The sequence below is a fragment of the Oceanobacillus sojae genome, assembly GCF_900162665.1.
Classification (GTDB): Bacteria; Bacillota; Bacilli; order Bacillales; family Amphibacillaceae; genus Oceanobacillus; species Oceanobacillus sojae_A.
The window spans coordinates 639,487-653,772 of the sequence record NZ_LT727810.1 but is presented as its reverse complement, the minus strand read 5'-3'; the positions used below and the strand labels follow the sequence as shown (position 1 = coordinate 653,772).

The 14,286-nt window shown below is 38.2% G+C and carries 11 protein-coding genes; 1 reads left to right on the top strand and 10 read right to left on the bottom strand.

Going from position 1 to position 14,286, the window contains the following annotated elements:
• The first annotated feature begins 47 nt into the window (after positions 1-47).
• A complete protein-coding gene (locus BN1068_RS06755; RefSeq protein WP_077602057.1) occupies positions 48-332 on the top strand; it encodes a hypothetical protein in 285 nt (94 codons plus the stop codon).
• A 129-nt stretch (positions 333-461) separates the two neighbouring features.
• Here BN1068_RS06755 and BN1068_RS06750 read toward each other — a convergent pair whose 3' ends face one another.
• The 10 genes from BN1068_RS06750 to sufB form a co-directional block, all read right to left on the bottom strand.
• Positions 462-2,774 (bottom strand): polyprenyl synthetase family protein, encoded by a 2,313-nt coding sequence (locus tag BN1068_RS06750; protein WP_254846717.1) that lies wholly within the window; start codon positions 2,772-2,774, stop codon positions 462-464.
• A 156-nt stretch (positions 2,775-2,930) separates the two neighbouring features.
• The gene (eutH, locus tag BN1068_RS06745) at positions 2,931-3,200 is read right to left on the bottom strand and encodes an ethanolamine utilization protein EutH (protein ID WP_311200291.1); all 270 of its coding nucleotides are present in this window, start codon (positions 3,198-3,200) and stop codon (positions 2,931-2,933) included.
• Between the two features lie 58 nt (positions 3,201-3,258).
• Complete coding sequence (locus BN1068_RS06740; protein WP_077602056.1) at positions 3,259-5,907, bottom strand: cation-translocating P-type ATPase; 2,649 nt, start codon at positions 5,905-5,907, stop codon at positions 3,259-3,261.
• Between the two features lie 420 nt (positions 5,908-6,327).
• Positions 6,328-6,795 (bottom strand): anaerobic ribonucleoside-triphosphate reductase activating protein, encoded by a 468-nt coding sequence (gene nrdG, locus BN1068_RS06735; protein ID WP_077602055.1) that lies wholly within the window; start codon positions 6,793-6,795, stop codon positions 6,328-6,330.
• Positions 6,795-8,672, bottom strand: coding sequence for an anaerobic ribonucleoside triphosphate reductase (locus tag BN1068_RS06730; protein ID WP_077602054.1), 1,878 nt, complete (start codon positions 8,670-8,672; stop codon positions 6,795-6,797). Before BN1068_RS06730 ends, nrdG begins: the two co-directional genes overlap by 1 nt.
• A 320-nt stretch (positions 8,673-8,992) precedes the next feature.
• On the bottom strand, positions 8,993-9,889 hold the full coding sequence (locus BN1068_RS06725) for an Rpn family recombination-promoting nuclease/putative transposase (RefSeq protein ID WP_254846716.1): 897 nt from the start codon (positions 9,887-9,889) through the stop codon (positions 8,993-8,995).
• Between the two features lie 163 nt (positions 9,890-10,052).
• Positions 10,053-11,030, bottom strand: coding sequence for a TraB/GumN family protein (locus tag BN1068_RS06720; protein WP_175637097.1), 978 nt, complete (start codon positions 11,028-11,030; stop codon positions 10,053-10,055).
• A gap of 164 nt (positions 11,031-11,194) precedes the next feature.
• Entirely contained in the window at positions 11,195-12,025 is an 831-nt protein-coding gene (locus BN1068_RS06715) for a DUF2325 domain-containing protein (RefSeq protein ID WP_077602052.1), read from the bottom strand.
• The gene (locus tag BN1068_RS06710) at positions 12,026-12,598 is read right to left on the bottom strand and encodes a hypothetical protein (protein ID WP_077602051.1); all 573 of its coding nucleotides are present in this window, start codon (positions 12,596-12,598) and stop codon (positions 12,026-12,028) included.
• 255 nt (positions 12,599-12,853) lie between these two features.
• On the bottom strand, positions 12,854-14,251 hold the full coding sequence (sufB, locus tag BN1068_RS06705) for a Fe-S cluster assembly protein SufB (RefSeq protein WP_077602050.1): 1,398 nt from the start codon (positions 14,249-14,251) through the stop codon (positions 12,854-12,856).
• Positions 14,252-14,286: the final 35 nt, after the last annotated feature.

Sequence of the window (14,286 nt, the reverse complement as noted above, 5' to 3'; positions counted from 1 at the left end):
ATTAAAAGAAATAATTTACTACACTTTCTGATACAGGCCCAAATGTAATGCTTCACCTTTCCGAAGAAAAAATCTTAACAATTGCTGATGAAAGCGGCAATGAAGAAACATTTGAAATCAATCAAAATGTAGCTGGAGCTATGAATTCTACCAGATACTATCGAGTGGAAGTTGATGGAGCCAACCATTATGTTATTTTTGAGGATAAAGATGATGAAATCAACGCTAATTTTGTTAAACAAACTAACTATGCAGACGATTTTGAAGATATGGCAGGAGAAATCATATATACAATGAATCGTGATGACTATCCGAGGGAATTTGGATTGTAATGAAATTTAGACTGGTAAGGAGAGATTGAACATCTTTACCAGTCTATAAAAATACCAATTATTAAATGTACTAGTGATAAGTATAAAACAGAATGTGATATTTAACCGGATTTACTTAAACTATCAAAATCAATGATCACGTAATATCAAATAGTCTAACAGCTGATAAAAGAAGGGAATGTCTGGAAGCTTTGCTAATTCTTTTCTCGCTTCCAGGTAGTGTTTCCACATTTCCTTCTGCGCTTCTTCTTTTCCCAGAATAGAAACAAAGGTCGAGCTATTGTTCCGTTGATCCTGGCCTGGATGTTTACCTAACAGCTTCGCATCACCTGTTAGATCCAATAAATCATCCTTAATCTGAAAGGCAATACCGGCGTGATAAGCTAACTCCTTAACTGCCTGCTTACGCTCATCGGACTCCCCGGCAATAATAAGCGGCATCATCAGCGCCGCTTCAAATCCAAGGCCGGTTTTATAAACCGATAATTGCCTTAACTCACCAAGTGTTAAAGAGCTTCCTTTTGCATGCAGGTCAAAGAATTGGCCCTGACACATTTTTTGCGTTGTCCGGGTGGAGTAAGCAATAAGCTCCAAAAGCCGATTGGAATCTTGATGCCTGATAGCAGCCTGTTCCTCTACTGCACGCTGTGTTAACCAGAGCCCGGTCAGTTCAGCTGTTGCATGGTTATATTTCTCATGTAATGTCTGCTTGCCTCTTCTTACAGAAGCATTATCCTGGGATGGCAAATCATCAAAAATCAGGGAGGCTGTATGCATAAATTCTACCGATTTTGCTAATGGCAATATTACATTATCTGGAAGCTGGAGCCCTTCCTTTGCCATGATCCATGTCATAATCGGACGTAGACGCTTGGCATGGCCTGACAGGCTGTAGTTTGCTGCTTCTTTTAATGCATTTCCCTTCGATTCAAAGGTAAGATGCTCTTCCAATGGTTCTTTTATAGCTTTCATTTTAGCTATGAACTGTACCTTTAATTGCTTATTTTGTTTTAATGTATCTAAAAATTGATCGCGAATCCATTTATCAAAGAATGCCACATTGTGACTGCGGTTTACTATTTTTTCTAAAGCTTTGTCAAAATCAGCATCAAAGGAAAATTGCTCTTTGAAGGCCTGATAACGTTCTTTTCCTAATCTTGCCTTCAGACGCTTCAGACCATTAACCGCCCGGTCCAAAATAATATCTCTTATCTCTGTCTTTCCCGGATAAAGCTTATGGATAAAGTAATAAATAACAGACCAATACATGGCAAAGGGATTTATTAAGCCTGTATTCTGTTTACTATACGTAACAAAATACGTGTATGGCGTAACATTATTATTTGCAAGATCTTCCTCCAAATCTGTTAAATCATCAGCAAGCTGGTTATATATCCCATAATAAAACATATTTGTTTCTATATTCTCGACCTCTGAAAAAGGTTTAAAAGAACGGATTATCAGCCTTGAGGAAGCTGATTTTAAAATAACGGATGTATACAGTTCTTTATTTGTAAAATTGTTATTATCTAACCGCTTTTGCCGGTCCAATTCCTGTGCTTCGAAAAATAAATAAGCATTTTCCAGGAAAATCTGTCTATTTTCTTCCGGCTGACATGACTTTAAATAATAAAACGCTTCTGACAGTTCCTCGTGCACTGCAGAAATGAAATCCCAATGCTTATTCTGCCAGTCATCCGCTTTTACTGGAAGCACTTCCCCTGTTAATAATGTTTGCTGGATAAAATAAGCAAAGGACTTCTTCTCAGCTGCTGTTAACATATCCGCATCGAGAACATCATCAATCAGTGGATATGTCAAACCATAATAATAGCCTGTACGAACCGCCTGATCTAACAGCTTCCTTCTTGTTTCTTTGGACAGCCCGTCATCTAATTCTTCAAATTCATGCATGACGATCCCGGCTATAATTTTCATTATTTTTCTTTTCGCTTCATTTTTATCTAATCCGTCAGGAAGTATTGCTGAAACATGCTTCAGTTTATCGGATACCCAAAAGAAAACCTCTTCCAATGATTCTTTTTCTGCCATTTGATACAGCTCTGTAACATGGAAAGGTACTTGCTGTTCTTTATTATTCAAATAATTTTTGACACCTTCTGTAACAACAGCTATTCTTTTTTGCATTGCTTCCGAAGTAATATCTCTGCCAAGGTCGCGAAAATAGATATATGAAATACTACGCTCTAAATAGGAATCAAGCTGGCCCGTTTTCGCAAGCTGGAAAATAAATGTTTTGCCCGGCTGATGCTTCCAATTATCTACATTCAGCCAAGTTTTTCTTTTGGATTGTTGATAATGATGAAGCGTTTCTACCAATGTTAACGCAAAGTTTTCTTGTTGTATTTGAGCCTGCAAAATTTGAAAGTACGCTGTTGCCTGCTCCTGTTTCATCTGAAAATAATCTTTATTCATCAGCATATTCCGCCCTCATTTTTTCTTTAAGTAATTAAGTATAGCATGGAGCTGAACTTTTAATTACTAATTAAGCAAAAATTAACAAGAACTTTACATTAGAACAAGAAAATAGCCAGTCTTTAAATTATTCCTTTTGCGCTTGCAGTTTGTCCTCTTTTTCTAACTGCACAGCCTTTCGAACAGACAATTTAAACGCCAGATAAATAGAAAGGGAAGCTGCCACAATCTTCTCCCCAGCATAATCGGCAAAATTAAATTGGGCTGGAAGTTGGCTGTAAAAGATAAATGGTCCCCAAATACCGTAGCGATACAGACGGAGAATGCAATATTTATCACCTTGTCCTTTGCCGGCATATCCTTTACCATACGAAACATTGCCAGTACATCCGCTTTTTTCATTCTGTAAAACGGATCCATACCAGCCTTCATAATGATAAAGCCCCTCTACCCTGCATTAAAATGGTAAGATGTAGAAGGTCTTTATGATCTATTCGGCTTTTGAAGTTTTTTTAAAAAACACTTTCGCAATCTCCATGCAAATTACTCCGGCTACTGCTAAACCAGTGGCGATGCCCCACTCTGTTAAACCAAATTCAGGAGGGATATTAAATACCTCTCTGGCAAATGGCAGCAGGGTAATGCCATATAAAGCAAAGCCTAATACCACTGCTCCAATTACGTATTTATTCGAGAAGAAGCCCAGCTTAACGGAAGTCTGTGTATTCGAGCGTGCTGCAAAGGTCTGCAGCGTACGTGACATAATTAAGGTGGTAAATGCCATCGCTACACCCATTTCATTGGAATGGGACAGGCCGATGTAGAAGGAAATAATAACCGCAGCTGCAATTAATATTCCCCTTGTCAAAACGGTCTGCAAGGTACCGCCGGCAAATATCCCTTCATTAACTGGACGCGGCTTCCGCTTCATCACGCCAGCTTCCGATTTCTCAACTCCAAGTGCAATCGCAGGCAGCGAATCATTGACTAAGTTAATAAACAAAAGCTGCAAGGCAGTAAATGGATTTGGCAGATTAAAGATAACAGCATACAGAATAGCGATGATTGCGCCTAAGTTTCCTGCAAATAAATAGCCGATCGCTTTTTTAATATTATCAAATACGGTTCTTCCAACCTGAACAGCATTAACAATAGAAACAAAATTATCATCGGTCAGAATCATTGCAGAGGAATCCTTGGATACATCTGTACCGCTTCCCATGGCAATGCCGATATCCGCCTGTTTTAAAGCAGGAGCATCATTCACTCCATCCCCTGTCATTGCCGTTATCGCACCTCTTTGCTGCCAGGCACGTACAATTCTTATTTTATTTTCAGGTGATACCCGGGCATAAACAGAAATTTGCTCCAGCTTGTCCTCTAATTCTTGATCTGACATCTTATCGAGCTCTCTTCCCGTAATGGCAATATCATTATCTCCCATCAGACCGATATCTCTGCCAATTGCCTGAGCTGTTGTTTTATGGTCACCTGTAATCATGATGGTCCGGATTCCTGCTGATTTGGCTTCTTCAATAGAGCCATACACAGCCTCTCTCGGCGGGTCCATCATTGCCGTCAAACCGACCAATACAAAATCCTTTTCATCTTCGTAAGTAATCTCTGTCTGGTCTTCCGGCAGATGTTTATAACCATAAGCAAGAACACGCAGAGCCTGATTGGAAAAGTCTTCATTCGCACCTTCAAAGCGCTCAAGCAAATCATCCGTCAGCGGCTGTTCTTCTCCATCCAACAGCGCATAACCGGCTCTTTGGAACATGACATCCGGCCCGCCTTTAACAAATAACAGACGTTCCCCATCTATATGATGTACGGTAGACATCAGCTTACGGTCTGAATCAAACGGGAGCTCTGCTTCTCTCGGATATTTTTTTCGTAATTCCTGATAGCTGTGAGCATGTTTATCTGCAAATTGAATTAACGCAACTTCCGTCGGATCCCCAATCTCCTGTTCATCCTGATTAATATAGGAATCATTACAAAGCGCTGCAATATAAACAAGTAATTTCTCGGATTTCCCCCAATCATCGGGATTTTCAGGTAAGCGCTCATTTTTATGAAACGGTAAAAAATCATCCGTGACTGTCATCTTATTTTGTGTTAATGTGCCTGTTTTGTCCGTACAGATAATACGTGTCGAACCAAGTGTCTCCACAGCCGGGAGCTTGCGGATAATTGCATGCTGCTTTGCCATTTTATTCGTACCAACGGATAAGACAATGGTGACAATAGATTGCAAAGCCTCGGGAATAGCTGCAACAGCAATTGCCACAGAGAACATCAGCGCATTTAATAATGCAGTCGTTGTATTTGCCTCACTGTCTCCAAACCAGATGCGTGCTGCCTGAACTGCAAAAATAGCAATACATAAAATAAGGATACCCACGCCAAGCTTTTTACTGAAGCTGTTTAACTTCTGCTGCAATGGTGTTTCCTTTTGCTCTGCAGTGGAAAGCATATCGGCAATTTTACCAACCTCTGTTTTACTTCCTGTTCCGGTAACAACAAAAGTACCCCGTCCATAAACAACTAAAGAGCTGCTGTACACCATGTTCAGGCGGTCTCCTAAAGCAACTTCTTCTCCAATAACCACCGTATGCTTTTCTACAGCCTCCGATTCGCCGGTAAGCATTCCCTCATTTACCCGCAAAGAACCGCTCTCTATCACACGTCCGTCAGCAGGAACATAATCTCCCGCCTCCAGATAGACAATATCTCCGGGAACAAGCTCTTTTGCCGCAATCGTTTTTTCTGTACCATCCCGCATAATTTTTGCTTCCGGTGCGGACATATCCCGCAATGCTTCCAGTGAGCTTTCTGCTTTTCTTGTCTGCACCACGCTAATCACAGAATTGATTAACAGTACAAGGAAGATAATAATGGACTCAACCCATTCTCCAATTAGTATTTGCACAGCAGCCGCTGCTAACAGCACAATAACCATTGGATCCTTGAAGGTCTCCAGGAAAAGCTTCCACGTCGGAATTTTTTCTTTATCCTCTATTTCATTATAGCCATGTTTTTCAAGTCTTGATTTTGCTTCTTTGTTTGATAAACCCTGCTGCGAAGAATTGACTGCTTCGAGAACGTCTGCTGTCTTTTTCTGATATGCTTCCATCTCCATAGCTCCCTGCCTGTTCTTTTTTTAGTTATATGATATTGTTATTATTGCTAATTCTACACGCATCAACAAATCTCATCCCTATTTTTAACGTATTTTAGCAAATTAAACTATTTTTCTCTATTTTGAGCTATTACCTTTTTTCATTAGATTGAAACCTGTGCACTGCAGGTAAGATGTATTCTTTACAATATCTTCACATTCTTTTCGACTCTCACAATAAATGAACTTCCTCTGCTGCTATGAAAGTAATTATATACTTATTTTTTCTTAAAAGCTTATAAAATTACGCTAAAGGAAACCTTGCAACTTGAGAAAGCCTATACAGGTTTTCATTGTATCCAGTTTGACTTATCATTTTCAGCCATTAAAAACTGATCTGGATTATTTCTCTCAGATCAGTTTTTAATGGCTATGTCACTCCAATATACTCTTCATTTCAATAATTCGCTGATTCCGGCTCCCGCGAAACGATAAGGTTAAATCCCGTTCAGCTAAAATAAATGGACCTTCCACCAGGACATCTACATATTTAAGAAGCTCCAGCTGATCTGGATCTTTATTTTTAAGCAGCTGTTCTATTGTCCAGCCAGTATAAGCCCATATATTTTTACCATGTGCTTTCAATTGTTTGGCAACCTTAGCCGCTGCTTCTGCCTGGTAAAAGGGATCTCCGCCGCTTAATGTAATATCTGTTAAAGGGTTCAAAGCTTCCTCAACAATCTGCTGTACCTCCATTTCCTTGCCATTTCGCAAATTCCATGACTTCGGATTATGACATCCTTTGCAGTAATGGGGGCAGCCGGCAAAGAATATAACCGTACGCAGACCTTCTCCATCGACAACAGAATCATGGTAGATAGACAATACCCTCGCCGTTTCCATTAGACATGCCTCACTCTGTCATGCTCTTCAGATGCCTTAGCAGTATTCCATTTATCCATTGTTCCTACCAGATAGCCGGTAATACGCCGAATCCGGTCAAATTGCCTTTCATCGGTTATCCCGCATCCTGGACAATCATTATCAATCATTCCAGTATAGCCGCAGCTTTTGCAGCGATCGACCGGATGATTGATACTGCCATATCCAATTCCGCTTTCAGCCATCGTTTTTACGAGTGTATCGATTGCTTTTACATTTTTGCTGATATCTCCATCTACTTCAATATAGGTGATATGACCAGCATTTGTATATGGATGATATACTGCTTCCCGTTTTATTTTCTCCACAGCACGGATTGGATAGTACACTGGGATATGAAAAGAGTTCGTATAATAATCTCTGTCTGTAACTCCTTCTATCACTCCGAAATCCTTTTGATCCTGTTTTGTAAAACGGCCGCTTAAGCCTTCTGCAGGTGTCGCAATCAACGAATAATTCAAATCATAGCTTTCGGAGGCTTCGTCACATTTCTTCCTTAAGAAGGAAACAATCTCTTCTCCCAGCTCCTGTGCCTGCTCTGATTCTCCATGATGCTTGCCTGTCAATGCTTTTAAACACTCTGCCAGACCAATAAAACCAACACTCAGGCTTCCCTGCTTCAGCACTTTTTCTAATCGTTCTCCAGAGTTAAGCTCATCACTGCCTGTCCAGACACCTTCTCCATGCAGGAAAGTGAAATTATTCACAAGTTTATTCGTCTGAAATAAATACCGTTCATATAATTGACGAATGATGATTTCTGCATAATCCTCTAATTTCTGCATAAATGCTTCGATGGTTGAGGTTGTAAGAGCTATTTTTACTAGATTAATACTGGTGAACGAAATATTTCCACGTCCTACACTGTTTTCCTCTCCATGCCGATTTGCCATAATACGTGTACGGCAGCCCATATAAGCTACTTCTGAATCCGGATTTCCTTCTTCATAATAAGCTAAGTTAAACGGTGCATCAATAAAGCTGAAATTTGGGAAAAGCTGTTTTGCCGTTGTTTCGAGTGCTAACTGATACAAGTCATAATTTGGATCGCCTTTGTAAAAATTAACCTCTTTTTTCATTTTAAATATTTGAATTGGAAAAATAGGGGTCTCTCCTTTCCCCAATCCTGATTGTGTAGCTAAAAGCAGATTTTTTATAATCAGCCTCCCCTCTCTGCTTGTATCTGTCCCGTAATTAATAGAGGTAAATGGAACCTGACCGCCGCTTCTGGAATGGAGGCTGTTCAAATTATGTATGAATGCTTCACAGGCCTGATAGCATTCCTGATCTGTTTCATTCCAAGCTAATTTCTCTAATTCTTTTTGATTAAGGGGAAGCTGATATTGCTGTAATTTATGGAGCCATTTTTCATAGGATTTCTTCACATAGGGAGCCAAATCATAATCAAATGCTTGAAAGCTCTGACCGCCATGCTGCTGATTCTGGTTACTCTGAAAAACGATTGCCGCCAATGCCATCGCACTCATAATGCTTTGCGGAGAACGCATATGGCCGTGTCCTGTGTCAAATCCCTTTTTCAATAATTTTCCCAAAGGGATTTGACAGCAGGTCGATGTCCCCGTAGGCATATAATCTAAATCATGAATATGAATATAATTATCCTCCACTGCCTGCTTTGCTTCCGAACGCAGCATCTTTTGTTTTGCGTAAAATTTAGCGCTCTCACTAGCAAATTTGTTCATTTGCCCACATGGCGACTTCCCGTCAACATTTGCATTCTCCTGGATTAAATCCTGATTAGAGCTGAATACAATATCCTCAAAATCCTGCATTAAATCTATATTTGTGCTTGCAGGACCGTTCTTTACTTCCACCATCCTCTATTCCTCCCTGTTCATTTCCATCAATTCATTTCTTTTTGTTTTTGATGTACTTTCTATTTAACTTATTCAATAACTATATATAGTACAATCAATTAAAAACATCACTATATATAGTTAAATCATAAATGAAGATGCAGGGGAGTTCAAATGTACATTTTATGACTTTTTAAAATAACCCTATGATTTTTTTGACTTTACCATTTCCGCATCAGATAAAAATGTTCTATCATTTCGTTACAATCATAGAAAAGGGGCTGTTGCACTTTCAGTTACCTGATTGTGCAACAGCCCCTTTTTCATTCCATTATTTTTGGTTATTCTGAAGCAAGTTTTTTAATATCTTCTTTACTTAGTTCGGTGATTTCTGCTATTTGGTCAATTGGCATTCCTCTTGCTATCAATTCTAAAGCTATTTCTTGATTTCGTTTTTTTATACCCTCTTCTATCCCTTCCTCTTTCCCTCTCTCAAAATAAGAATTCGGCAGCTGCATCACCATGTCTTTTTCCTCCTCCGGCAGATTTTCCATTTGCTCCATCATTTGTGCCTCCTCTTCCTTGTTTAATTTTAAATAGGTTTCAAAATATCCATACAAGAACTCCATTTTGGCCGGATCAATTTTCATCCGGGTAATCATGCGCAGAAACTCCAGCTTCACCTGAACCCGCTCATGCTCTTCATAACCCATCTGACTGAGCAATGCCGCTGCAGCCGGGTTGTCTGATTCAATATATTCTCTCCAGTTTTTCTTTTTCAGGTGTAATTGTAAAAAGTTAAATTGAAGTACTTCCTGGGTGGGTGTATCGATTTTGAATTGAGTCGGTTCATCTTTTTTCCTATTATAACTCAAAACAGCGATAGGTTGAATCGGTTTGCGGTGTTTGGCGTAGAGGTAAGAAAAATAGAGAAACATTCTTTCGGGGAAATCCGCTTCACGGGTCGATTGGGCTTCAGTGTGGATATGCAGGATTTTATCCTGGTGGTTTAGCTTTACTTCTGCGAGAACGTCAATTTCTTTCTTGCGGCCATTGATGTAGTCCAGATACACTTCTTGTTCGAGGAAAGTAACCTTGGAGAAATCAATGTGAGGGTGAAGATTGGGGAAAAACGCTTCGATGAATTCCTCAAAAAATTCTTGTATCAGCTTTTTCGTCAGCCGATCATGCTTCATGTAGTCTGCTTCTTCTTCTAGAATTACTGGTGCTGTGAACAATAGAACACTTCCTTTCTTTGAATTATTTTTATTTTACCAATACTTCCACAAAAAATCCACTATAATAAATGAAGTCATATTATTAATTAGAAGGGGCTGTTGCACTTTCAGTTACCTGATTGTGCAACAGCTCCTTTTAAAGTTATTTTACATATGATTAGATTTAATATACATGTCCCACTTCATAGCCCTTGTCTTCCAGCTCCGTTATAATACTTGGATCAACGGTGAAATGAGCCGTCCCCACAAAGACAAAATAAACCTGGCCGCTGTCTTCCTGTAAAATTTCATCCAGGCTGTTTGCCATATCAATATTCCGTTTATCATTCAGCTCTTCCATATATTCATCATTAATGCCCGCTTCATCATAGCCATCCGACATGGTTTCCATCGCTTCGATATCTCCCTCAAGCCATGCATCAGCCAACTCTTCCATTTCGTCTGCAGCCTCATCATACCCATCAACAGCTAATTCTAATGTCTGTATTTGTGTTTCCATCGAATAACCGCTAAGTATCTCAAATTGTTCCTCCGCACTTTCTAAAGAAACAATTTCTTTCCCGTCCTCTGTTGCTTTTTCAAGAAAGTATAGATCAACAGCAGACTGTGAGTCGACGCCACTCGTCATGGTGACAAGTTCAAGCAGCAGCATCTCCACGAACCATGGCTGAAAATCGTTCATTGTTTCTAAATCCAATCCATTCTCTTCAAAAATAGATGCAAGCTCCTCATATGTTTCTTCCGGCAGCTCTTCTTCTAATGTGCTGTCATCTTCATATGTAGCATATTCTATTATTTCTTGCTGCGAAGGCGTTTCTTCCAGCAAATTAAATTCAGGCAACACGACATCTGCACTATCAAATGCTTCTTCAATAGCAGGATCTAATGGATAGAAGTCATCGTTTCCTAAATGAATCGTTCCCTGTAAATACATTTCTGTATCACCAGACTCTACTTTCCATAAGAAGCCTCCTTTTCCTTCGCCGCTTTCTTCTTCATTATCCGTTTCGTCAGCTGTTTCCTTTTCTGTTGCAGGTTCATCTGCTTTATTTTCCATTTCTGTTGCGTCTTCACCGCCACTGCATGCGGTCAATACACCTGCAAGCAAGAGCGTGAATAATGCTAATAAAAGTTTTCTCATTCTAGTTCCTCCTGTTCTCTTCCTGACTTTATCATAAGACCTTTTCATTAGCCTATCATTATTTACACTACAAATGGAAGAAAAATGAGGTTGAACACTGTATTATTTAATACTGGAGTCGATACACATGTAACAAGATCAATAAGCGCTATGAGAAATTGGTTTTAATAATTGTACTGATAATCTGCAATTGCAAATTTTAAACGAAGATAAACATTATCTTCATTTGAATTATAAACCAGCACATATTTGTTTCCCTGATCTTCTTCCAGTAATTCCAAAACATAATGAGGAGTACTGTCGGTGCAAATAATAACAAAATCAGGGCGTTTTAGGGCATGTTTTAAATGAACAGGAGATTTTTCAAACGGATCAATAAAATCAGCTTTTATACCGCAATTCATGAGCATATCACGATAAACAGGCCCGTTATTTCCTGTAACGATTAAAACATTGTAATCTCCTAAGTATGCTTTTTGAAAAGTGGCTGAGTCTTTTTTGGTGTTAGATCTTAAATTTTCTTTCTTTTCCGAATATTTTTGGTCTAGTAATCTATCTTCATTCATTAGTTTTTTGGACCTGTATTTCCAGTAAATGTCCACACTGCCGTCATCATTTAATATTGCGGAAACAGGGTCATCATGTCTTACTGTAATATTAGGAATGCCCCTTACAGTAAACACATTTTCATCAAGGTCGATAAAAATGAATTCCTTATCCTTTTCTTTCACGATACCAAACATGTATTGAATTTCCATTCCATCATCATTATCTATTAGATTTCCGAATAAATTATGTGCCTTCTTCCTTTCTAGAACATATTTACGAGATAAAGCATTGACAAAACCATATTCTCTGCAATTTTGATAGTTTAATGTATCATATAAGATATGTAAATAAAAATCAGGATCTAAATTTTCATATTGCTTAAATTGTTTTTTTAAATCTTCAATGGTATCTATATATGATTGTCTTTCAGAAGTTAAATTATTCACCTAATTTTTTAAATTTTGTAATGGAATAATATATTCTTGATGGTTATTAAATTGTAAATTTTTGATTCTTTTACGTTGTTTGTCAATGAGTCGAGCTTGTTTAACAGACTTTTTCTTCAGGTATCCAAAAGAAGAGGATATATGTTCTTTTTCTTTGCTTGTAAGCTCTAAAAGATTTTCATTCCGGATTACCTTAGATTTTTCTTTATCTAATTGTTGCTCCAACATCTTAATTTCTCTATATAATTGCGCATTTTCTTGGATAATACTGCTTTTTTCTTTTTTTATATTAGAAAGCTCTTGGAAAGCAGTTTTTTCTTTCGCCTTTTCTTGAGATAGCAGGAATTTTAAGTTATTATTTTCTTTTTCTAATTTTTGTAAATCTTTTCTTGTTTTACGATAGAGATCTTTATAATCAACATCATTCTCAGAAGTATTATCAGAAGAAGGAGAGTTATCCTGGATATCGGGAGAACCTAGTTTCATCCTTTTTAAAAGCTCCTTCTTTTTTTCATCATTTTGTTTTTTATTATTAACCTGAGAATGCATCGAGCGTAAAGTATGCTTGTACATCAAAAATCCCCCTCTCTAAAGCGCTTTATTATAGTATACAATATCAGAGAATAGGGTTAAAACTCAAATAATTATAAAAAGATCTTTTTCATCATGATACATTTCTTTTTTCTCATTACAATTTAATTAATAATTTGCAGGAGTTTATGCGATCACTTAGGAATACAATCCCCTTAACATCGCATTGTGATAATAAAAAAGTGACTACCTTATATAAATTTTGGTAGTCACTTTTTCATTATAGTTTCTTAATTTTTATCCTATTGAACCTTCCATTTCAAAGCTGATCAATCTATTCATCTCAACAGCATATTCCATTGGAAGTTCTTTTGTAAATGGTTCAATGAAGCCCATAACAATCATTTCTGTCGCTTCTTCTTCTGATAAACCGCGGCTCATCAGATAGAAGAGCTGTTCCTCAGATACTTTAGAAACTTTTGCTTCATGCTCTAAGGAAATATTGTCATTAAGAATTTCATTGTATGGAATGGTATCGGAAGTCGATTCATTATCCATAATAAGTGTATCACACTCAATATTAGCACGTGCTCCATCCGCTTTACGTCCAAAGTGTACTAAACCACGGTAAGATACTTTACCGCCCTGTTTAGAGATGGATTTAGAAACAATTGTTGAAGACGTATTTGGCGCCAGGTGATGCATTTTCGCACCGGCATCCTGTAATTGTCCTTTTCCTGCTAAAGCGATAGACAGCGTATTTCCGCGTGCGCCTTCTCCTTTTAGAAGGATAGCTGGATATTTCATTGTCAGCTTGGAACCGATGTTTCCATCAATCCATTCCATTGTTGCATTCGCATCACAAACTGCACGTTTTGTAACAAGGTTATACACATTGTTCGCCCAGTTTTGGATTGTCGTATAACGGCAGTAGCCGTCTTTCTTAACAATAATTTCTACAACAGCACTGTGAAGAGAGTTAGTTGTATAAACTGGTGCTGTACAGCCTTCTACATAGTGTACAGATGCTTCTTCATCAACAATGATCAGCGTACGCTCAAACTGTCCCATATTTTCAGAGTTAATACGGAAATAAGCTTGTAATGGTGTAGTAGCTTTTACGCCTTTTGGTACATAAATAAATGAACCGCCAGACCATACTGCAGAGTTTAATGCAGCGAATTTATTATCAGCATAAGGAATAACTGTTCCAAAGTATTCTTTAAACAGCTCTTCGTTTTCTTTCAGTGCAGTATCTGTATCTTTAAATACAATACCAAGCTCCTGAAGATCTTCCTTCAAACTGTGATAAACTACTTCTGATTCATACTGTGCAGATACACCGGCAAGATATTTTTGCTCTGCTTCAGGGATACCTAATTTATCAAAAGTCTGTTTGATTTCTTCAGGTACCTCATCCCATGTTCTGCCTTGCTTTTCAGAAGGTTTTACATAATAAACGATCTCATCGAAGTCTAAACCTGAAAGATCTCCGCCCCATTGCGGCATCGGACGCTTGTAGAAATGATCTAATGCCTTTAAGCGGTAGTCAAGCATCCACTGCGGTTCTTCCTTCATTTTCGAAATTTCTTTAACAATATTAGGCGTTAATCCTTTTTCTGTACGGAAAATAGATACGTCTTTATCATGAAATCCATATTTATACTCTTCAATTTCCGGCATATTTTTTGCCATTGTTAATAACCTCCTTCTGATTATTAAACACTTCT

Bases quoted from the DNA above. Each gene is read 5' to 3' on its own strand.
- BN1068_RS06755 (WP_077602057.1), top strand. From the start codon at position 48: ATGCTTCACCTTTCCGAAGAAAAAATCTTAACAATTGCTGATGAAAGC.
- BN1068_RS06750 (WP_254846717.1), bottom strand. From the start codon at position 2,774: ATGCTGATGAATAAAGATTATTTTCAGATGAAACAGGAGCAGGCAACA.
- eutH (WP_311200291.1), bottom strand. From the start codon at position 3,200: ATGAAGGCTGGTATGGATCCGTTTTACAGAATGAAAAAAGCGGATGTA.
- BN1068_RS06740 (WP_077602056.1), bottom strand. From the start codon at position 5,907: ATGGAAGCATATCAGAAAAAGACAGCAGACGTTCTCGAAGCAGTCAAT.
- nrdG (WP_077602055.1), bottom strand. From the start codon at position 6,795: ATGGAAACGGCGAGGGTATTGTCTATCTACCATGATTCTGTTGTCGAT.
- BN1068_RS06730 (WP_077602054.1), bottom strand. From the start codon at position 8,672: ATGGTGGAAGTAAAGAACGGTCCTGCAAGCACAAATATAGATTTAATG.
- BN1068_RS06720 (WP_175637097.1), bottom strand. From the start codon at position 11,030: ATGAGAAAACTTTTATTAGCATTATTCACGCTCTTGCTTGCAGGTGTA.
- BN1068_RS06710 (WP_077602051.1), bottom strand. From the start codon at position 12,598: ATGTACAAGCATACTTTACGCTCGATGCATTCTCAGGTTAATAATAAA.
- sufB (WP_077602050.1), bottom strand. From the start codon at position 14,251: ATGGCAAAAAATATGCCGGAAATTGAAGAGTATAAATATGGATTTCAT.